Genomic DNA, 20144 nt, shown 5'->3' with positions numbered 1-20144 from the left:
ATGAGCAGCAAAAATGATAATCAAGATACTAAAAAGGTCATCGTTGAGGAAGAAAATAAACAAAACACCGATGGAGATAATCTGAACCGTAATAATGAAGATGAAAACTCTTCTAAACAAACATTTTATTGTCCTTACATGAATTATTGTTCAATGATGCAAAATCAATCCATGTTTATGTACCCTAGAGAAGATGATGAATCTGATTCTGAACTTGAAGGATATAGACATAGACGCCGCAGGCACTGCTGTAATTGTTGCTATCCATACTTTGGATGTTACCCATATTATCAGTGCTATCCATATTACCCATGTTGCTGCTGCAGGTAAATACATTGCATGTATATGTTATACATTTAAATTTAAAAATATAACTGCATTTAGAATTTGCAGTTATATTTTTTTATACTTTAATATTATATAGACAAATATAAATAAATAATTTGTCATTCTTTATTTATGTTTTATATTTCTTTTATTTTCATTTAAAACTTTATAAATAGCCGTAGATATAACTATAAGTATTATTATTAAAACTATAAGAGTACTTAAAAGTGCTTTTAAAAGCATAAGTAAACCTCCTAGATTAACATCATATAACTATACGATATTAATATACTTCTCAAAGCCATTTTATGTACTACTTACATTATTGGTTACTATTTTAACTGCTGCATCTTTTCCCAAAGATCTGAATATTTCTTTTTTAAATTTACTATTTTAAAGTCTTTATCTATAAAAGTTTGAGTTGTTTTTCCTTTAGCTAAAAGCTTTCCATCCAATTCCCTTATAACATCATAATTAAAAATAACTTTTACAGGAGTAATTTTTTCTATAGAAGTTTCAATTATAATCTCATCTTCATACTTTGCTCCTTCATAATACTTGCAGTAACTTTCTACTAAAGGCATCATAATCCCCAAACTTTCCATTTCACTGTACTTCATACCAATTTTTTTAATAAAATCTCCCCTAGCTAATTCAAACCATGGATAATAATTAGAATGATGGACTATTCCCATTTTGTCGGTTTCTACATATCTTACAGTAAGTTTTGTTTCACTTGTGTACATCTTATCTCTCCTATCATTATGTAAAATTCTATATTTTCATAGTATAAAATTAAAATTTCATTATATACTTATTTTACTATTATTAAAAACTTTGTCCATAGTATAGAACTTTATATAACTTGGAGAAATATTTTATAATTCATATTTTTTATATAATTCCCATGTATTATTATTCCACTTATATAATGAAATATTATCAAAATAGCTTTCAAAATTACATTCATATTGATTTACATATTCCCATATTTCCTTAAATTTATCTCGAATCCTTCTAGATACTATGGTGCAATGAAAAATTTTATTTTTCCCTTCATTAGGTTTGAACTCAATCCAAGATATTTTTAGGAGTTCATCTATGAGCTCATCATGAACTTTTTTAGCTTCATCTGACAATTTTATATTCATATATACTACATCTTCTCTAAACTTTCCAAAACCATCTATTTTAATAGGTGCTTTTTTCCTATCCTTTGAAAACTCATCTAAAACTTTAATCATCTCATCTATTTTATCTGTTTCAAAAGGAGCTTTTATAGTAAAATGTGCTGGAAGCTTTTGAGGCCTTTTATTAAATTTATAGCAAACATCACTTCTTATTTCTTTATGAAAGTTTAAAACCTCACCACCTATTACACATACTAAAACATATCTATTCATTTATTTTTCCTCCTATTAATTGTTTTATTTTTTATTATTGTTTAATTTTTATTTCATATTTATTATATTATTTTTTTAATTTTGTAGTTTACTTTTATTTAGTTAACATAATACTTAGTATGTTAATATATCCTCCCTATTTTTAGCCCCAAAAGTATTTATCATACAATTTAATAACTTTAATTTATATTTAACATAAAAATGTTTTGAAAAAAGTTTACATAAAGTATATAATCTTTGTAAGAAATTCTTTGAGGAGGTTCATATGATTAATTTATCTTATGGTCAAGTATACAATAAAGTAGTTAGAAAACTTTCAAGTATAAAATGGCTTCAAAAATGGAATGTAGATAAAACCTTTATAGATAAACATATTAAAACCAAAGAGTTTATTGATGAATTAAAAAACATTATAGAAACTGGAGATTTTTCTGCTAAAGCAATTTTAAATTTGTGTAAAAATATGCTTGAAGAAATGGCTGGTGATAAGTCCCCTTCTGATTGGATTAATTACATATATCAATATACTCTCAATAAAACCTTTCCTGAAACTGTTTCTATAAGTTTTATAGAAAATTTAAATTCTCCTTGTGAGGTTTACTTAAGAATTTTTAGAGTTATATGTGAAACTCAAAAAAGTTCTAAGGATAATAGTTGGCAAAGTATTTATCCAATGAATTTTTTAACTTTGGAAGAAGAAAATGAATTAGAATATCCAGAGGAATATAGAAAATTTATTAAAGCTTTCAAAGATGATTTCATTTATGAAATGATGAAAATAAATGGAGAAATAACAGGATTCAATACTTTAGATCATGTATGTGGAGTTCATTATCTTTCTCTTTTCATAGCTCGTCAACTAAAAATTATAGGAATGCCTGTGGACTTAGGAAGGGTTTCAGGTGCCGCAGCTGGTCATGACATAGGAAAATATGGATGCAAAGGTGCTGAACTTAAGCGAGTTCCCCGTCTTCATTATTACTATACTGATCAATGGTTTCAAAAATATGGCATAAATTACATAAGAAATATAGCTATAAACCATTCTACATGGGATTTAGAACTTGAAAATTTATCTTTGGAATCTTTACTTTTGATATATTCTGATTTTAGGGTTAAAAATGAATTTAATAATAATGTTCCAAATATGAAGCTTTTTTCTCTTGAAAATGCTTTTTATGTAATCTTAGATAAACTAGAAAATGTAGACGATGAAAAATGTAAACGATACAAAAAAGTTTATTCTAAATTAAAGGATTTTGAAGACTTTGTATTAAGTTTAGGAGTTGACATAGAACCTAAGACAAACTTTAATATTACAAAAAAAGGAAAACAAAACTATGCTCTTCTTCAGGGAGATGATATAGTTCAAAATTTAAAATATTTAGCTGTAAAGCATAATATTAATCTTATGCATCATCTTCGTGATGAATATTCCCTTGATATCATATTAGAATTAGCTCGTAGTGAAACTGATTGGAAAAACCTTAGAGAATATATAAGAATCTTTCAAGAATACTCCACTTACCTTACTCAAAAACAAAAGACACAAACTATTAGGTTTTTGTATGAAAACTTAATACATCCTGAAGATGATATAAGAAGGCATTGTGCCGAACTAATTGGAAACCTCATTGCTCTTTTCGACGAAGATTATAGAAAGGAAATTCCCGAAAATGTGCAATTTCACTATGGTTCAATAAGCAGTATTGATTTATTAAATGAATACTTAAATCTTATGTTATGTCCGGGTCATAAAATCATTCCTTTACATAAATTTAATATTGGATACAGCATTAGCATAATGGTAAATTCATTATTTATGAACTGTAAAAAGTCATTCATTAAGCATTACAAAAAGGCTATATTGGAGTTTTATAAAAATGATAATTATAAAAGTACAGATTGTGAACTATTTTTACTTGAAACTACAAAATGTATACCGCTAAGTGATGATAATGATAATATAGAAATAATTTTTAATTATATTTTTTCTAAAATAAAAAAGAGAAATAGTACTTTAAGATTGGAATCTTTAGAAACTATTTTGTGTCTTATAGAAAAACTACCAAAGAATAACCTTTTCATAAAAAAACTAAGTGAATATTTTTCTTCTATAAGTACAAAAAGTAAAATTCCAGCTGAAAATTTACTTTTGCTTAAAATAAATACTGCATTAAATTTATACAATAACATAAGTTTATTCAAGCATTACTGTGAAATTAGCAACAAAGCAGTTACGGATATATTCTTAAATAATTTAAAAACCGCTACAGATTGGATAAGAAAGAGAAATCACGTAGAACTCCTTTTACGCCATGCACTTAAAGCTCCTCAATCCAGCAGACTCCATACTGCTATACATTTTTGTAATTTATTAAAGGTAAGCGCAATTGAAAGTGTAAGAAACTGTGCAGGAAGTGCTATTTTAGAAATTATGCCCTATTTAACTCTAGCTGAAAGAAATGAAGTTGCTGTAGAATTAATAAGAGCTCTTGAAATAGAAGGTAATAAATTTACAGAGTATATACCAAGATATACAGGTCAAGCTATTTTATGGCTTCAACCTAAAGAATTAGACGAAATCATAGATGATTGTATAATTAAAGTTAAAAGCTCTAATTCCAATTTAAAATCTCTCATATTAAAAACTGTTGGTATATGTATATCAAATTATAATATTTACAAAAATCGTTTTTATGAAAATGAAATTTTCTATTATGAAAGATTAAATAAAATGCTTGGAATTCTTCTAAATGGACTTGGAAATTATGATCCACAGGTTAAACAATCTGCATTCAGTGTTATAGGTAAATATATTTTTGGAAGTCCTTTTATGAATCTAGAAAAAAAAGAATTCATATTTAAGCTCATTGCAAAAAAAGTTCTTACTCTAATTACAGGTAATGATAGACATGAATTATTGTTTTTAACAAGATCAGCTAGTTTAAATCATATTTATAGATTTATATCTGATTTTACTTTTTCTAAAGGAAGTATAAATATGCCTATTCCACCTAAAGTAGCATTTTTTCCTGGAACTTTTGATCCTTTTTCTTTAAGCCATATGGAGATAGCAAAGCATATAAGGGATTTGGGGTTTGAGGTGTATTTAGCAGTAGACGAATTTTCTTGGTCTAAAAAAACGCTTCCAAGTCTTTTAAGAGGAAATTTAGTCAATATTTCAATATCATCTGAATTGAATATATATATGTACCCAGATATATATCCTACTAATATATCAAATACTGATAATTTAAAAGTTTTAAAGGATAATTTTCCAAACTCCAAGGTATACATATGTATAGGTAGTGATGTATTGCTTAATGCTTCCAGCTACAAACTTCCTAAAACAGAAAATTCAATACAAACTTTTTCTCATATAATATTTGAAAGAGGAAAAAGTTCAAAATTTAATGATGCAGTAAAAAACATAGAAGGTGATGTATTAGTCCTAACTCTTTCTTCTAAGTATTCAGAAATAAGTTCTACACAAATACGAAATTATATTGATGAAAATAGAGATATATCCAGTCTTGTAGACCCTATGTCTGAGCAATATATATATAGCAATGGTTTTTATCAAAGAGAATCTCAGGATAAATCTTCAATTAAATCATTATGGTTAGATGCTGAAACAATAGAAGAGTTTAACGAGGATATAATCAATAAACTATGCAGTTACACTATTAATTCAGATAGTACCTTCAAAAAAACGTTGATGGATATAACTCTCAAGCCATCTGCCAAGATAGTACTTCTAAAAAATACTGTTACAGGAGAAATACTTGGTTTTTCAATTGTTCACTGGATTCGATCTGCTATGCTTTATGATGAATTTAAAAATTCTCAAGTATCTCAATATATACGTGAAAAAAGTTCAGGTAGAATTATTTTAATAAGCGGCATATTTATAAATAATTTTGATAAAAATAAGCAGTTAGAACAAACTCTTTTAACTCAAACTCTATCTTCATGTATAGCTGAAGATTATGAATATGCTATTTACAAAAATATGTTTAATAAAGAACTGGCTTCAGAAAATATTTATAATTTGCTAAAGCATTATGGATTTGTAAAGGTTCCTTTTTGCGATGACAGCAATCCTGTTTACGCTGTAAACATGAGCAATCCTTGTATATTAAACTTAGATATACAAAATATAATAAAAAGTCCTTTTAGAACTAATCCTAAAGTTAGAAATGTACTTAATCAATCACGAAAGAGACTTATGGAAGCTATAACAAAGCTTTATCCAGGAGAATTAGTTCTCCCCTTCGATGTGAATTTTGTATATCAGTGCATGATAAGAAAAATATGCAAAGAAAATTTAGTACCTACAGAAAATTTAGTACCAAGAAAACTTGGTGATGCTATGTGTGTTCCTTATGGAGATATACTTGAAAGATATGTTATACCTAATACAGTTACTAAAGCTCTTCACACTGAAAAATTATTTTATCCTGATATGAAAAACTTTAATATTGGAGAGTTTCCTCATTATTTAAATTTAAAAACTCAGGTAAAAATGATTAAATCCTTTAGAAAACCAGTAATATTAGTTGATAATCTACTACACAAAGGATACAGGATTAAAGCTTTAGATCCAATCTTTAAGGGTGAAGATGTAAAGGTCAAAAAGATTATTGTAGGTGTGTTATCTGGAAGAGGAAAAGATCTTATGGATATGCAGAATAGAGATGTGGAAAGTGTTTATTTTATACCAAGACTAAAATTATGGTTTAGTGAAAATTCCTTATATCCATTTATAGGTGGAGATGCATTATGGCGTGGAGTTTATCCTGAAAGAAATCTCCTTCCATCTATAAATTTAATATTGCCATACACTTATCCTACATTTGTAAGGAATACTTCAAAATCTGCTATATTTAATCTATCTAAAACTTCTATTGAAAATTCTATTTCAATACTTGAAGTTTTAGAAGATGAATATCATATTTTGCATGAAAAGAACTTAACTTTATCTTCTTTAGGTCAGGTTTTTACCACACCTAGATGTCCTGATCATGGTGCAAATATAGATTATAATTTAAATTTAAATCCTTCCAGCTACTTGAAAAATGATTTAGAATTATTACTTAGAATGAATCTTGCTTTTGATGATTAAATTATAATACATCTAAAAAATAATGGATAAATATATTAATGTATATTTAATCTATTATTTTTTAGATGTACTACCAAAAAGGAGTGTTTTTAATGGATACTAATTTGTTTTATTATATTCTAGATAATAAATTGCTCATATCAAATGAACCTTACAATTTAAATGAAGTTTCTGAAGATTGTGCGTATAACTATAAAGGCCTTATGTTTGCTTTAAATAAATTGGATTCTAAGAAGTCACGAAGAAATTTTTGTGTTAGTTCTGAAGAAACTTTATTTATAAAGGAAGAAAATTTAGGTTTACTTAAAAATACTAATTGTGGCAGCTCAAATTTGCCCTCCTTCATTCAAAATGCTATTAAAGAAAGAAGAGTCATATCATTAAATACAAATTATTACAATTGGCAGAAAGGTCTAAATGAATCCTTTCCCGTTATGGATAAAAATCAACATTTTAAAAAATGGAATGTAACAATAGTGGGTTTAGGTGATGTAGGAGGAACCTTAATTACAGGGCTGCGACTTTTAGGAGGAGATTGTATATCTCAAATTAATGTATATGATAAGGATGAAAATAAAATTAAGAGATGGTGTTTTGAATGCAATCAAATACTCTCTCCTGATCCGACAGTATTTTACCCTCCTGTAGTTCCAGCAGATGAAAAAGATTTATTCAACTGTAACATGTTCATTTTCTGCGTTTCTGTAGGTGTACCTGAAGTTGGTAAAGAATCTTCTGATGTACGCTTAATTCAATTTGATGGTAATTCAAAAATAGTTAGATACTACGCTAAACTAGCTAAAGAAAAAAATTTTAAAGGAATTTTTTCTGTTGTATCTGACCCTGTAGATTTACTTTGCAAAGCAGCATTAAATGAACATCTTTTACCTGAACAAATTAGAGGATATGGACTTGGTGTTATGAATGCCAGAGCTTCATATTATGCTTCACAAAGAAATGACTGCTTTCAATATTTAAAAGAAGGCAGAGCCTTTGGACCTCATGGAGAAGACCTTGTTATTGCAGATAGTATAAATAACTATGACGAAGAAATTTCTAAATATCTTACTGAAAAAACAATAAAATCCAATTTGGAAGTTCGTTCTTTAGGCTTTAAACCTTACATAGCTCCTGCACTATCTTCTGGTGCTCTTTCAATTATTGCCACTATTAAAAGTGATTGGCATTATAGTGCTACTTTCTTAGGAGGTGCTTTTATGGGATGTCGAAATCGATTACTAGCTTCTGGTATAGAACTTGAAACTTATAAAAATATGCCTTCTAAGCTTTTTAACAGACTTGAAAATACTTATAATAAATTGTTGTCTTTTTAATTTTGTTACTGATTGGGGAGGTTTAATTATGGGGACTTTATATGTTATATCACCAAATGATGATTTGTCAGATAGACTTAAACTTATGACTGAAAACTTTATAAAAAACTTTCACTCTATCAAGTATATAAAAAATTTTACACATTCATTAGATTTAAAAAATAAAAAATTACTATTTTTACTTGAGCTAGATGTCAATGGTTTTGACTTACCTATGCTTACATTTTTAAAAGAATTAAACCTTAATGATAAAAATGCTTTTGAAAATTCTATAGGTACACTACTTATAAACAGTAATTCAGAACTTGGAACTAAAAGAGCTGCTCAAGATGTTATCTTTATCTCTAATAACTTAGGATGCAAATTTTTAGGTCATCCTATAATCGAAGCTACTAAAAGCTTAAAAAACTTTTTAAATTGGCAAAAAAACCTAAACATCCCTTTAGAAGAAATTTGTTTAAAATTGTCCTATGATCTTGGGAAAAGGCTTTCAGGATATGAAGAAACTATACCTTTAACACAACATAAGAAAAAAATTACAATTTTATACTCTTCTACTCACAAGTTTTCTAACACTTTAGATTTATGGCATATGATATCTAAACGATTAAACAATTTCATAATAAAGGAAATACACATTGAAAACGGCAAAATACTTGATTGTAAAGGTTGTTCTTATAAATTATGTTTACATTATGGTAAACAAAACAAATGCTTTTATGGTGGATTTATGGTAGACAATGTAATTCCAGCTATAGAGGAAGCTGATGGAATAGTATGGCTTTGTCCTAATTATAATGATGCCATTGCTGCTAATTTAACTGCAGTCATAAATAGAATTACAGTGCTGTATAATAAAATGAGTTTCCATAATAAATCTATGTTTGGTATAATTGTATCTGGAAATTCCGGCAGTGACTCTGTAGCCAAGCAACTCATTGGTGCCTTAAATATAAATAAGGTATTTATGCTGCCTGCCCATGCCATAATTACCGAAACTGCTAATAACCCAAAAGCTATATTTAAAATAGAAAATATAGATTCTAAAGCAGAAAATTTTGCAAAACATCTAATTAACGGAGTATAATGATATATACAGTAAATTTTAACAAGTAGGTGATTTCATTGTACAAAAAAGGAGATTTTCATTTACACACTACTGCTTCTGATGGGAAATTTTCTCCTAAAGAGTTAGTTAACATGGCTTCAAAAGAAAATATAGATATAATGTCCATTACAGATCATGATACTATATATGGAGTTCTTGAAGCAGTGCTTGAGGGAAAAAAACTTGGAATTAAGGTAATACCTGGATTAGAATTGTCAACTTTATACTACAAAGAAAACATTCACATTTTAGGCTACTTTAATGACATTACACAAATAGACTGTAAATTAAAAGATTATTTAAAAGATATGAATGAATATAGAACTTATAGAGGTAAAAAAATAGTTGAAAATTTAAATAAATTTTTCAATATAAAATTAAACTATGAAAAAATATTAGATGATGCTGAAGGCATTATAGCAAGACCCCATATTGCTAAAGCAATAATAGCTGCTGGTTATAACTATAAATGGGATTACATTTTTAAAAATTTTATAGGCGAAAATAGTCCTGCTTATGTACCAAATAAAAAATTGAGCACTGAGGAAGGCATAAAAATTTTAAAAGATCATAATGCTTTAGTAGTACTTGCTCACCCTATTTTAATAAAAAATATAGATGTTGCAGAACTTTTAAATATGCCTTTTGATGGAATTGAAGCTATTTATTCTATGAATGAACCTAGTGACACAAAAAATTTTAAAGCTTTAGCTAAAAAATATAATAAAATAATTACAGCTGGTTCTGATTTTCATGGTATGACTAAGGATGATTCAAAACATGCTTTAAAAATAGGTCAAGTTTTTCTAGAAGAAGAAGACATTAAAATATTTTTAGAAAAACTTAAAGAGGTATAATCAAAACATTTTAAAAGTACAAAGTTCAAATAAGGACGATTTTCTCACATTAGGAAGAAAATTATCCTTATTTGATATTTGAACTTTGTTATTTGTTATTTAAAATATTATTTTGCAACATTTTTATTTACTGTCTTTATTTTCATCAGTTTTCTTGTCATCAAGGTATCCTTTTGATTCAGTTTGAGGGTTGCTCAAAATCCCTGCTGTTACAAGAATTCCAAGTAATGCATTTACTACATCACTATAGTTTTTAGGAAGAACATCTATGCCAAAACCATTTAAGAGTAACGGAATAAATGCTGCTATAGAAACCCACAAACCATAATTTTTAAATCTATTGTTCATAACAAACTCCCTCCCAATGCATTTTATTCATCAGGAAAAACTTTTGTTACTAATTTGTATCAATACAATTTTTCTTTTAATACTTTAATTTTTTCTAACCTTGATGTGAACATTTCCATTTCAGATTTCTTATCAATTTTATCCTTCCATACATTTTTGAATACTTCTATAGACTTATTTATTATTCTAATCTCATCATCATATTTTTGTTGTTTTTCATATAGCTCCATCAACCTTTCATATGGAACTATTTCTGTAAATCCTTCTTTAATGTTTAATTCATACAAATCTATAGCACTATTTATATCACCTTGTGCTTCAAATTCTCTAGCCTTACAATTTCTTTCAACTTGTTTATTAAATAAAATATCTTTATATTCTATAATTAAAGATTTTCCTCTATTTGAATTTTTATTTTTTATATTATTTATATCTTCTTCCAATTCAAATATTAATTCATTGTCAAGTATCCTTTTAGCCTTTTTTAAATACTTTTCTGCCTTGTCCATTTTTAATGCTTGTAAATTGTGTACTGAAGCTGATATATACATTCTCTGCCTGCCACGTTTACTGATAAACATATATAATATTGGAATAATAGTAAAAATTAAAAATATAGGATTAACAAATCCCAAAAACAATGAAATACATATGGAAATCGTTAATAAAATATGACCTTTTCTCGCAGTGATAACGTTTTCGTTAAATTTATTATTTTTTCCTTCAGATCTCCTAATTGTATGTTTTATAGTATTTTTTTTATATTTTATTATTTCTTTGTTTGATATATTATTTTTATTTGTTTTAAATTTACTACATTTGGAATCTTTGGAGATACTTATTCCACCACTTTTGTTAAAATTAATTACAATATCCTTACCTATTTTAATAGTCTTTCTAAAATTTAATCCCATATTTTCCTCACCTCTCATAATAATTATACCATATTATTCCAAGACAAAAAATATGCTGCTTTTTCTTTTATTTCTTTTGTATATGGAAAATGCACCTTTAAATGTTAAATATAAAGCCTACATTTAGGTGCATTTTAAGTTTCAAATGTTATGTTTTTAAATGAATTGTTTAATTTTCAAATCCTTAACTTTTTATATTGTACATTTTTCTATGCTTCCAATAAAAATGAATAGTAAGCACGCATAGTTTCATATATATCTGCTTTACTTGCTATTTCCCATGGAGAATGCATATTGTGAAGTGCAACACCACAATCTATAACTTCCATATTATATTGAGCAAGTATATATGCTATAGTTCCACCACCACCTTGATCAACTTTTCCAAGTTCTGATGTCTGCCATGAAACATTATGCTTTTCCATTATAGCTCTTATTTGTGCTATATACTCTGGATTAGCATCATTACATCCTGATTTGCCTCTTGCTCCAGTATATTTGTTAAACACTATACCTTTGCCAAAATAAGCACAATTTTTCTTTTCCATAGTTGATGGATAATTAGGATCAAAAGCTGCACATACATCAGAAGATAGCATTTTAGAGTTAGTAAGAGACCTTCTTAATTTTAATTCTGTATAATCTCCACAAAGGTTCATAACTTCAGCTACTGTGTTTTCAAAAAATCTTGAATGCATACCAGTTGAACCTACACTGCCTATCTCTTCTTTATCCACAAAAAGTGCTACGCAAGTTTTATCACTTTTTTCTAATTTAAGCATAGCTTCAAAAGAAGTATATGAACATATTCTATCATCATGTCCATAAGCCATAATCATACTTCTATCCAAACCATAATCTCTAGCTTTTCCAGCTGGAACTATTTCAAGTTCAGCAGAAACAAAGTCTTCTTCAACAATACTATACTTTTCATTTAATATGTTCAATATGTTTCGTTTGACTCTATCTTTAGCTTCCTTATCTTCAATTGGCATACTTCCAACTAATACATTTAAATCTTCACCTTCAATTACCTTGTTTGCCTTTTTTTCCATTTGTTCAGAAGCTAAATGCACTAAAAGGTCTGAAACACCTAATACAGGATCATTGTCATCTTCTCCAATTGCTACATTTACTTTTGTACCATCCTTTTTTATAATGACACCATGTATAGCTAAAGGAAGTGTAACCCATTGATATTTTTTTATTCCACCATAATAATGAGTTTCAAATAAAGCCATATCAGTATCCTCATATAAAGGATTTTGTTTTAAATCTAGCCTTGGTGAATCCACATGAGCACCTAATATTCTCATACCATCCTCAAATTTCTTATTTCCTATAACAAATAATGCTAGTCCTTTTCCTTTATTATTTGCATATATTTTATCTCCTGACTTTAAAGTGCCATTTTTTGATACAACATCTTCTAAATTTTTAAAACCTGCTTCTTCTGCTCTAATTATAAATTCTTCTACGCATTCTCTTTCTGTTTTACATTTTGACATAAAAGTTTTATACTTATCTGACAAATGAAACACATCTTTCAAATCATCTTTAGAATATTTATCCCATGCATATTCATATTTTTTTGTTAAATCCTCGTTCATAACTAAAATCCCCTCTCGATATCTAGCATTCAAGGAACATTGTTCCTCATAACAATTATGTTTATATATTATATTAATTTAAAAAGCTTTCTTAATATATTTTACCATAAAATTTAGAATAATGGTTAAAATAAATCATATTTTTAAAATTATTACTCAAAATACCAATTCATTGAAACTTGTTAAATTATTTTGTTATTAAAGCCATTTTTTCTTTTTGAAAATCCCCACAAGTATTAAAGCTATAACTAACATTATTACTACCATACAGTGATAACCATTTTCCATCTTTTCAAAAGGAATCCCCTTCATATTCATGCCATGCATGCTAGTTATTAAATTTAAAGGTAAAAATATTGTTGCTATAATAGTAAATACTTTCATAAGTTCATTTGTTTTATTGGCAATTTCAGATTCAAAGGCCTCTCTAACTAAAGCTAAATCCTGAACCAAACTTTCCAGTGCCATCATTAATTTATCTATTTTTCTATTTAAATTTATAAAATATATAATATTTTCCTTTTCCAGCACCATATTATCATTACTTACCAAACTATCGCCTATATATCTCAATGGATTTAAGTATTTTCTTATTTTATATACTTGTCTTCTTAAGTTTATAAGATTGTCTATTTGTTCATGTTTAGGTTCCTTCAAAATACTTATTTCTATTTCATCTACTTGAGCTTCTAAAGCAGCTATTATGTCATAATTCTTAACTATTATCCTATCTAAAATATAATAAAGCAGTATACAAACTTTAGGTTTTTCTTTTATTACAAAACAGTTTTTAGAATCCTTAATATCTTGAATAAATTCTTCTATTATATCTATATCTTCTTTGTAAACAGTTATTATGTAATCTTTGCTTAAAAAAACATTTAATTCTTTTGAATTAATTGTTTCATTACAATAATTTAATACATTTAAATTCATAAAAATATATCCATCAAAAAAGCTTATTTTGGATGGTTGTGCAAACTTGCTACATTCTTGTATGCTTTCTTCATCTAACAAAATAAAATTTCTAAGTTTTCTTAATTCATCTGCTTTTATTAGTACCCAATAGTGATTCATTCCTAACTGTAAATTTTCTTTAATTTCTTTAAAGTTGTTAGCTATATCCAATACTTTCATAAACACACCCACTCATTTGGTAAACTTAATGGGAACTTAAATTATTTATAGACCTTCAAAGAAATGAAAATTGAGAATCATTAAAGTAATTCTCAATTTTCATTTCAAATCTTTATTTATAGTTTGTGTGCTTTAATCTGTAATTATTCCATTAATAAAAACATCGTGTTCTTCCATTGGAACTTCTGGAAATACTTGAAATTTATAAGCCAATCCTATTTTTTTAGAATTTTTTCTTGTTTTTAATAAAAATCTATCATAAAATCCCCCGCCATAGCCTACTCTTCCGCCTTTTCTATCAAATGCTAAGCCCGGTAAATATGATAAATCTATATTCTTTTCTTCAATCTTTAATTCACTAGTAGCAGGTTCTAAAATGCCATAAGCACCTTCTTTTAAATCCTCAAAGCTTTTTATTTGTATAATATCCATGCCTTCTTCTTTAGATATTACTTTAGGAACACATAAAATTTTTCCATCCGTTAATGCCTGCTTTATAATTTTATGTGTATCTACTTCATTATTATAGCTTACAAATATAAATATTGTATGTGAATTTTTATAGTCATCACTATTTATTACTTTATCAAATATTATATTATCTAAATTTTTTCTTTCATCTTTGGAGAGAGCATCTTTTCTTTCTTGTACCAATTTCCTTATGGATTTTTTACTTTCCACCTGATTCCCTTCCTTCAGCTTCTTCATTAATTCTCTGATTTATTATATCTACAGGAGTAATATTTGAAATAAAGCTGTATCTAAAGTTTGCTGCTGCGGCTTCTATTATTACAGCTATATTTCTTCCTGGTCTAATTGGAATTGTCAATTTTTTTAATGGTATATTTAATATATTCACATATTCATTGTCAATTCCTAATCTATCATAATTTTCACCTTCCTTCCATTGCTCAATATATACAACAAGATTAATTTTTCTTGTTTTTAGTATAGAACTTATCCCATACAACGCTGGTATATCAATGATTCCCATTCCTCTTACTTCAATCATACCTGAAGTTATGTATGGGGATGTACCAAATAATTCTCCATCAATTTCTTTGATGTCCACAGCATCATCAGCAACCAATCTATGTCCTCTCTTAATAAGCTCGAGAGCAGTTTCACTTTTACCAATACCACTTTCCCCAGTGATCAAAATACCTATACCGTATACATCTACAAGTACACCATGTAACCTAGTTTCTGGTGCTAATTTATCATCTAAATAATTCATGAGTTTACTTACAAATCTTGTAGAAATAGTATTTGTTCTTAATATCCATCTTTTATTTTCTATAGCACTATCCATAAATTCCTTATGAGGTACCAACCCTCTTGTTACTATAGTACACGGATTATCAAATTCAAAATATTTTTTTAATCTCTTTTTTCTAAGTTCTGGCTGCATTGCATCTAAAAAACTCCATTCAGCTTTTCCAACCACTTGTATTCTTTCATTGGCATAATAATTATAAAATCCTGCAAATTGGAGTCCAGGTCTATTGATATCACTTATATCTATTTTATTAATTCTTTCTCCTTTATTTATAACTTCAAGGTTGAAATCCCTTATTAGTTCCTTTACTGTTACTTCCATTTTTTAATGTTAACTCCTCTCAGTTCAATTTTTCATTAGATGGAACTCTTTTTATGCCATCTAGTTGAGCTTTAAAATTTCTTTTGATTGAATCAATATAAATTTGTCTTAATTCTTTTTGTTTAATTTTTTCTTCCTCTGTAAGTCCTTCATTTTGACTTTTCTTGTATAAAAAATTTATTTGTTCTATTACTTCATCCATTTTCATTTTATTCACTCCTGCCAAATTACTTATTCTCATTCTATATTATACTAAAATTTATGTAACTTATAAACAAAATAAATATTAAAACTTATTTAATTAAGTTAAATATGGAAATTGAAGAAATATATAATATATAATTATAAATATTTTTTGTTGAATAATTATTCAATAAAATATTTACAATCATAAAAAAAGAACGATAAGTTAAATTTAAATCACTTCATATTTAACCTATCATTCACATTTGAAATTTATTTTACCTTACAACTAAACTACTTCTTTTTAAATCATGATGAGCTTCTATAAATCTTACAGTACCTGTTTTTGCTCTCATTACTACACTATGAGTAGTTGCCCAATCATTTTTAGAAAATACTACTCCTCTTAATAAATCACAATCAGTTATACCTGTAGCTGCAAAGTAAACCTCATCATCCTTAACAAGATCGTTTATAAGTAAAACTTTATTTAAGTCACTTATACCCATACTTTTACATCTTTCTCTTTCTTCATCTGTATGTGGTTCCAATTTAGCTTGCATATCTCCACCCATACATTTTATAGCTGCTGCTGCAATAACCCCTTCTGGTGCTCCGCCTGTACCCATAAATATATCTACTCCTGTATTTTCAAAGCCACAAGCAAGTACTGCAGCAACATCACCTTCACCAAAAAGTTTAACTCTAGCTCCTACTTCTCTAGCAGCTTGAACAATGTAATTATGTCTCTCTCTTTCCTGAACAATTACAGTCATTTCAGTTATATCCTTATTCAACGCTTTTGACACATTTATTATATTTTCTTTAGGACTTTTATTTATATCTATAGCACCTTTCGCTCCTGGTCCAACTGCTATTTTTTTCATGTACATATCAGGTGCATGAAATAAACTTTCCTTAGGCCCCATAGCAACTACTGCTATAGCATTAGGCAATCCTTTAGCTATTAAAATAGTACCATCCAATGGATCAACAGCTATATCCATTTCAGGCATATCAGCACTTCCTACACCTACCGATTGTCCTATATAAAGCATTGGAGCATTATCCAATTCACCTTCTCCTATTACTACAGTTCCTCTAACAGGCATCATAGCAAAAGCCTTTTCCATACCATCCACTGCAGCTTGATCTGCTGCTATTTTATCTCCTCTACCCATAAATTTTGAAGAGCAAAGTGCTGCAGCTTCTGTAACTCTAGCTAATCCCATTGCAATATCCGTATTAAGCATATAATTTACCTCCAACTTATCTTATATTAAGTATATTAATTGCTATTATAATTAAATATACTGTTTATTAATTATAAATATTAATTTATTAATATATACTATATTATATTTTTGAACATTATAGTTAAATATTATATCACATTTAACAAATAAAACAAGTTTTAAGTTCTTATTGTGTATACTAATTATTTGTATATGTAATTTTAGTTCTGATTAAAATTTTCATTAAAATTTCACTATAAATTAAAAAACTTTTAGACAGCATTCCCTTTTTACATTTTTTTACAAATATTCTATTCAAACGTTCTTCGGACATATTTTCATGTTTTGCACATTTTTTCCACAATATAATCCACACGTTATCTACAGATATAATGTTAACTTATGTAATTTGATGTATGTATTTGACTTACAAAACCTCTGCATTAATATATATAATCTGTTAAAATGTAATAGTGTTAATAATTTAAATTGCTAAAATTTTATACTATTATTAGCATATTAATTAACATGTACTTGCAAGTATAAATTATAATCATGGGGTAATATTAATTATGAATATTGATTTGAAAATTTTAGATTTGGAAATTAATTATTTAAAAGAAACTTTATATATGTTGTTAAACTGTAAGGAAATTACGAACACAGATGTAATTCATTGTAGTGAAGAGTTGGACAAGCTTATTTTGGAATATGAAAAAATAAGGAAATCAGATAAATTCTCAATTTAGTAATTTACAAAATGAAAAGCCAATCAATTATATAAAAAACCTACAGAATTATATTCTGCAGGCTTTAAATCTAAATTTTTATACTTTTGCCTATTTCAAATGCTCTTCTTTTAATTTCTTCATTTTTTTCTATAGGAACGTTGTCAGTATTTATTGCATATATTCTATGAGAAAATTCCGAACCTGTTATTGAAAAAAATTGTTTCATTGCATATTCTATTGGCTCAAAAACATTTTCCATATTAGATCCTGCAGTCATAATGAGAACTCCAACTTTTTTATTTACAGGTATCTTAAAATCCTTTCTTATAAATTTCCCACTCCAGTTTACCTGCAGTCTATCTATAACTGCCTTTAAAGGTGCTGGCACAAATGAAAAATATACAGGAGAAGCTATAACTATATTATCACTATTTTCTATTTTTTTATAAATGTCTGTCATATCATCCTTTAATACACATTCCTTATGTTCATGACAATACTTACAATCAATGCAAGGTTTTACATTTACATTATATACATCGATAATCTCAACTTCACCTGAAATACCCTTTAAAAAATGATTTAAAAGTACTGCAGTATTACCATTTTTATGTGGTGATGCAATAAAAGCCAAAGTTTTCAACAATATCACCTGTCCTTTAAATTCAAGTTAAGATTTTATTTTAATTAGTCTTCTAATTCATCTAAAATTTTATCTAAATCTACATTTTTACCTTTTTCATAAAAGGCTGCTACAAATTCATTATAATCATAATTTTCTTTATCTAATTCATAAGTAGTATATTGTGCTTCTAGATTTACTTCTTCCATAAGATCCTCTATTATTTCTCCAACATTATCCACTGATAAATCACTTAAGTAAGGGAGAAAGCAATCGTAATACCATTTGTCACTTTCTGCTTCTTCTTCACTTTCGTCATTTGCATATGCTTTTGCAGCACTAAGTTCCTCATCATCAAAATCATAAAAAAATCTTAATACTATTGCTTCATCATTGCAGCTTAACTCCTGTATATCATCTAAACCATTTTTAATTAAATATTGAACTATTTTTTCTTTATCCATAATAACATCTCCTTAATATTTAGAATATAATTCTAGTGTAACCATTTTATCATATGTTAAATATTTTATCTATTATAAGGACTTAATAAATTTATGAATATTTTTCACGAAAATTAATATTTATAACATTCCAGAATATTTTTAATACATTGTCTTTTTTAAAACTATTTTCTATTTTTTTTTATTAGTATATAATCAAGTATCATACGGCATAATTCATATATGGAGGTAATTTTAATGAATATTAGTTTAATTGGTGTGCCAATATTTTTTGGTTCTGACAAAAAAGGTGTAGAATTTGGTCCTGACAAGCTTAGAGAAAAAGGTATTATAGATATTTTAACCAGAAATAATCATACCGTATATGATTGTGGAAATCTCTACGTTGAAAATATAAATGAAGAACAAAAATTTAATTTTCATCCTACTATGAAATATTTAAAACCCATCGTGGATGTAAATAAAAATTTAGCTCATCAAGTTTACAGTGCTCTTACTTCTGACAGTTTTCCTTTGGTTATTGGTGGAGACCATTCCTTAGGTCTTGGAAGTATATCAGGTGCTAGTAAGTATGATAGTGATACTGCAGTTATCTGGATTGATGCTCATGGTGATATAAATACGCATGAAACTAGTATAACTGGTAATATACATGGTATGCCACTTGCTGCAGCTATGGGCATAGGATCTAACGAACTTACAGACTTATACTATAAGGGTACAAAAGTGGACTCTAAAAATGTATTTATTATAGGCGCAAGAGATTTAGATGAAGGTGAAAAAGCTTTAATAAAAAGCAAAAATCTCAATGTTTACTCTACAGAAGATGTAAAAAATATGGGTATGGAAAGAATATCAGAAGAAGTACATTCTAAAATTAAAGAAAATGGAATTGAAAGAATTCATTTAAGCTTTGACATAGACTGTCTTGACCCTAGTTTAGTACCTGGTACAGGTACTCCAGTTAAAAATGGAATGAATTTAGATCATGCTAAATATCTTTTAAAATATCTAATGGAAACTAAACTTGTAAAGTCAATGGACTTTGTAGAATTAAATCCTGTTTTGGATAAAAACGATTGTACTGCAGATATGTGCATAGATCTCTTAGATTGGACATTTAAGTATTTAGAATAAATTAAA

General features: G+C 27.4%; 19 protein-coding genes. 7 read left to right on the top strand and 12 right to left on the bottom strand.

Annotated elements, in window-relative coordinates:
- Positions 1 to 330 (top strand): hypothetical protein, encoded by a 330-nt coding sequence (locus tag Ccar_RS07335; RefSeq protein ID WP_007061743.1) that lies wholly within the window; start codon positions 1 to 3, stop codon positions 328 to 330.
- A 329-nt stretch (positions 331 to 659) separates the two neighbouring features.
- Here Ccar_RS07335 and Ccar_RS07330 read toward each other — a convergent pair whose 3' ends face one another.
- Positions 660 to 1073 (bottom strand): acyl-CoA thioesterase, encoded by a 414-nt coding sequence (locus tag Ccar_RS07330; RefSeq protein ID WP_007061745.1) that lies wholly within the window; start codon positions 1071 to 1073, stop codon positions 660 to 662.
- Positions 1074 to 1205: 132 nt separating this feature from the next.
- Entirely contained in the window at positions 1206 to 1730 is a 525-nt protein-coding gene (locus Ccar_RS07325; protein ID WP_007061746.1) for a 2'-5' RNA ligase family protein, read from the bottom strand.
- A gap of 265 nt (positions 1731 to 1995) precedes the next feature.
- Between Ccar_RS07325 and Ccar_RS07320 the strand changes: the two genes are divergently transcribed.
- From Ccar_RS07320 to Ccar_RS07305, 4 genes are all read left to right on the top strand, one after another.
- On the top strand, positions 1996 to 6858 hold the full coding sequence (locus Ccar_RS07320; RefSeq protein WP_007061747.1) for a nucleotidyl transferase family protein: 4863 nt from the start codon (positions 1996 to 1998) through the stop codon (positions 6856 to 6858).
- A gap of 92 nt (positions 6859 to 6950) precedes the next feature.
- Positions 6951 to 8192 (top strand): lactate/malate family dehydrogenase, encoded by a 1242-nt coding sequence (locus Ccar_RS07315; protein WP_007061748.1) that lies wholly within the window; start codon positions 6951 to 6953, stop codon positions 8190 to 8192.
- A gap of 28 nt (positions 8193 to 8220) precedes the next feature.
- A complete protein-coding gene (locus Ccar_RS07310) occupies positions 8221 to 9279 on the top strand; it encodes a flavodoxin family protein (RefSeq protein WP_007061749.1) in 1059 nt (352 codons plus the stop codon).
- 38 nt (positions 9280 to 9317) lie between these two features.
- Positions 9318 to 10157 carry a PHP domain-containing protein gene (locus Ccar_RS07305; protein ID WP_007065218.1) on the top strand — a complete coding sequence of 280 codons (840 nt, stop codon included), beginning with the start codon at positions 9318 to 9320 and terminating at the stop codon, positions 10155 to 10157.
- A 123-nt stretch (positions 10158 to 10280) separates the two neighbouring features.
- Here the strand turns inward: Ccar_RS07305 and Ccar_RS07300 are convergent, their stop codons facing one another.
- The 8 genes from Ccar_RS07300 to glpX all read right to left on the bottom strand — a co-directional run bounded on the left by Ccar_RS07300 (position 10281) and on the right by glpX (position 17202).
- Entirely contained in the window at positions 10281 to 10505 is a 225-nt protein-coding gene (locus Ccar_RS07300) for a phage holin family protein (RefSeq protein WP_007061752.1), read from the bottom strand.
- A gap of 59 nt (positions 10506 to 10564) precedes the next feature.
- Positions 10565 to 11419, bottom strand: a complete 855-nt coding sequence (locus Ccar_RS26055; protein WP_007061753.1) for a DUF4236 domain-containing protein — start codon at positions 11417 to 11419, stop codon at positions 10565 to 10567.
- A 209-nt stretch (positions 11420 to 11628) separates the two neighbouring features.
- Positions 11629 to 13029 carry an aminopeptidase gene (locus tag Ccar_RS07290; RefSeq protein ID WP_007065214.1) on the bottom strand — a complete coding sequence of 467 codons (1401 nt, stop codon included), beginning with the start codon at positions 13027 to 13029 and terminating at the stop codon, positions 11629 to 11631.
- 198 nt (positions 13030 to 13227) lie between these two features.
- On the bottom strand, positions 13228 to 14166 hold the full coding sequence (locus Ccar_RS07285) for a magnesium transporter CorA family protein (protein ID WP_007065213.1): 939 nt from the start codon (positions 14164 to 14166) through the stop codon (positions 13228 to 13230).
- A gap of 132 nt (positions 14167 to 14298) precedes the next feature.
- Positions 14299 to 14847 carry a 5-formyltetrahydrofolate cyclo-ligase gene (locus Ccar_RS07280; RefSeq protein WP_007065212.1) on the bottom strand — a complete coding sequence of 183 codons (549 nt, stop codon included), beginning with the start codon at positions 14845 to 14847 and terminating at the stop codon, positions 14299 to 14301.
- Positions 14837 to 15766 (bottom strand): HPr(Ser) kinase/phosphatase, encoded by a 930-nt coding sequence (gene hprK / locus Ccar_RS07275; RefSeq protein WP_007061758.1) that lies wholly within the window; start codon positions 15764 to 15766, stop codon positions 14837 to 14839. Before hprK ends, Ccar_RS07280 begins: the two co-directional genes overlap by 11 nt.
- Positions 15767 to 15785: 19 nt before the next feature.
- Entirely contained in the window at positions 15786 to 15974 is a 189-nt protein-coding gene (locus tag Ccar_RS07270; protein ID WP_007061759.1) for a DUF896 domain-containing protein, read from the bottom strand.
- Between the two features lie 253 nt (positions 15975 to 16227).
- Positions 16228 to 17202, bottom strand: coding sequence for a class II fructose-bisphosphatase (gene glpX, locus Ccar_RS07265; RefSeq protein WP_007061760.1), 975 nt, complete (start codon positions 17200 to 17202; stop codon positions 16228 to 16230).
- 554 nt (positions 17203 to 17756) lie between these two features.
- Between glpX and Ccar_RS07260 the strand changes: the two genes are divergently transcribed.
- Positions 17757 to 17933 carry an aspartyl-phosphate phosphatase Spo0E family protein gene (locus tag Ccar_RS07260; protein ID WP_007065210.1) on the top strand — a complete coding sequence of 59 codons (177 nt, stop codon included), beginning with the start codon at positions 17757 to 17759 and terminating at the stop codon, positions 17931 to 17933.
- Positions 17934 to 18003: 70 nt separating this feature from the next.
- Here Ccar_RS07260 and Ccar_RS07255 read toward each other — a convergent pair whose 3' ends face one another.
- A complete protein-coding gene (locus Ccar_RS07255; protein ID WP_156184563.1) occupies positions 18004 to 18567 on the bottom strand; it encodes a flavodoxin family protein in 564 nt (187 codons plus the stop codon).
- A 35-nt stretch (positions 18568 to 18602) separates the two neighbouring features.
- Entirely contained in the window at positions 18603 to 19001 is a 399-nt protein-coding gene (locus Ccar_RS07250) for a hypothetical protein (protein ID WP_007061762.1), read from the bottom strand.
- Between the two features lie 237 nt (positions 19002 to 19238).
- On the opposite strand from Ccar_RS07250, the gene rocF reads away from it, so the two are divergent.
- Positions 19239 to 20138: an arginase gene (gene rocF / locus Ccar_RS07245; RefSeq protein ID WP_007061763.1), complete on the top strand. Its 900-nt coding sequence runs from the start codon at positions 19239 to 19241 to the stop codon at positions 20136 to 20138.
- Positions 20139 to 20144 lie beyond the last annotated feature (6 nt).

The sequence above is a fragment of the Clostridium carboxidivorans P7 genome (assembly GCF_001038625.1).
Taxonomy (GTDB): domain Bacteria; phylum Bacillota; class Clostridia; order Clostridiales; family Clostridiaceae; genus Clostridium_AM; species Clostridium_AM carboxidivorans.
Note: the sequence above shows the minus strand (reverse complement) of the source record. Positions and strands in the feature narration are given on the sequence as shown.

Coding starts and splice junctions, on each gene's coding strand:
- Ccar_RS07290 (WP_007065214.1), bottom strand. CDS start 13,029: ATGAACGAGGATTTAACAAAAAAATATGAATATGCATGGGATAAATAT.
- Ccar_RS07270 (WP_007061759.1), bottom strand. CDS start 15,974: ATGAAAATGGATGAAGTAATAGAACAAATAAATTTTTTATACAAGAAA.
- Ccar_RS07285 (WP_007065213.1), bottom strand. CDS start 14,166: ATGAAAGTATTGGATATAGCTAACAACTTTAAAGAAATTAAAGAAAAT.
- Ccar_RS07325 (WP_007061746.1), bottom strand. CDS start 1,730: ATGAATAGATATGTTTTAGTATGTGTAATAGGTGGTGAGGTTTTAAAC.
- Ccar_RS07260 (WP_007065210.1), top strand. CDS start 17,757: ATGAATATTGATTTGAAAATTTTAGATTTGGAAATTAATTATTTAAAA.
- Ccar_RS07300 (WP_007061752.1), bottom strand. CDS start 10,505: ATGAACAATAGATTTAAAAATTATGGTTTGTGGGTTTCTATAGCAGCA.
- Ccar_RS07335 (WP_007061743.1), top strand. CDS start 1: ATGAGCAGCAAAAATGATAATCAAGATACTAAAAAGGTCATCGTTGAG.
- rocF (WP_007061763.1), top strand. CDS start 19,239: ATGAATATTAGTTTAATTGGTGTGCCAATATTTTTTGGTTCTGACAAA.
- Ccar_RS26055 (WP_007061753.1), bottom strand. CDS start 11,419: ATGGGATTAAATTTTAGAAAGACTATTAAAATAGGTAAGGATATTGTA.
- Ccar_RS07330 (WP_007061745.1), bottom strand. CDS start 1,073: ATGTACACAAGTGAAACAAAACTTACTGTAAGATATGTAGAAACCGAC.
- Ccar_RS07250 (WP_007061762.1), bottom strand. CDS start 19,001: ATGGATAAAGAAAAAATAGTTCAATATTTAATTAAAAATGGTTTAGAT.
- hprK (WP_007061758.1), bottom strand. CDS start 15,766: ATGGAAGTAACAGTAAAGGAACTAATAAGGGATTTCAACCTTGAAGTT.
- Ccar_RS07310 (WP_007061749.1), top strand. CDS start 8,221: ATGGGGACTTTATATGTTATATCACCAAATGATGATTTGTCAGATAGA.
- Ccar_RS07315 (WP_007061748.1), top strand. CDS start 6,951: ATGGATACTAATTTGTTTTATTATATTCTAGATAATAAATTGCTCATA.
- glpX (WP_007061760.1), bottom strand. CDS start 17,202: ATGCTTAATACGGATATTGCAATGGGATTAGCTAGAGTTACAGAAGCT.
- Ccar_RS07320 (WP_007061747.1), top strand. CDS start 1,996: ATGATTAATTTATCTTATGGTCAAGTATACAATAAAGTAGTTAGAAAA.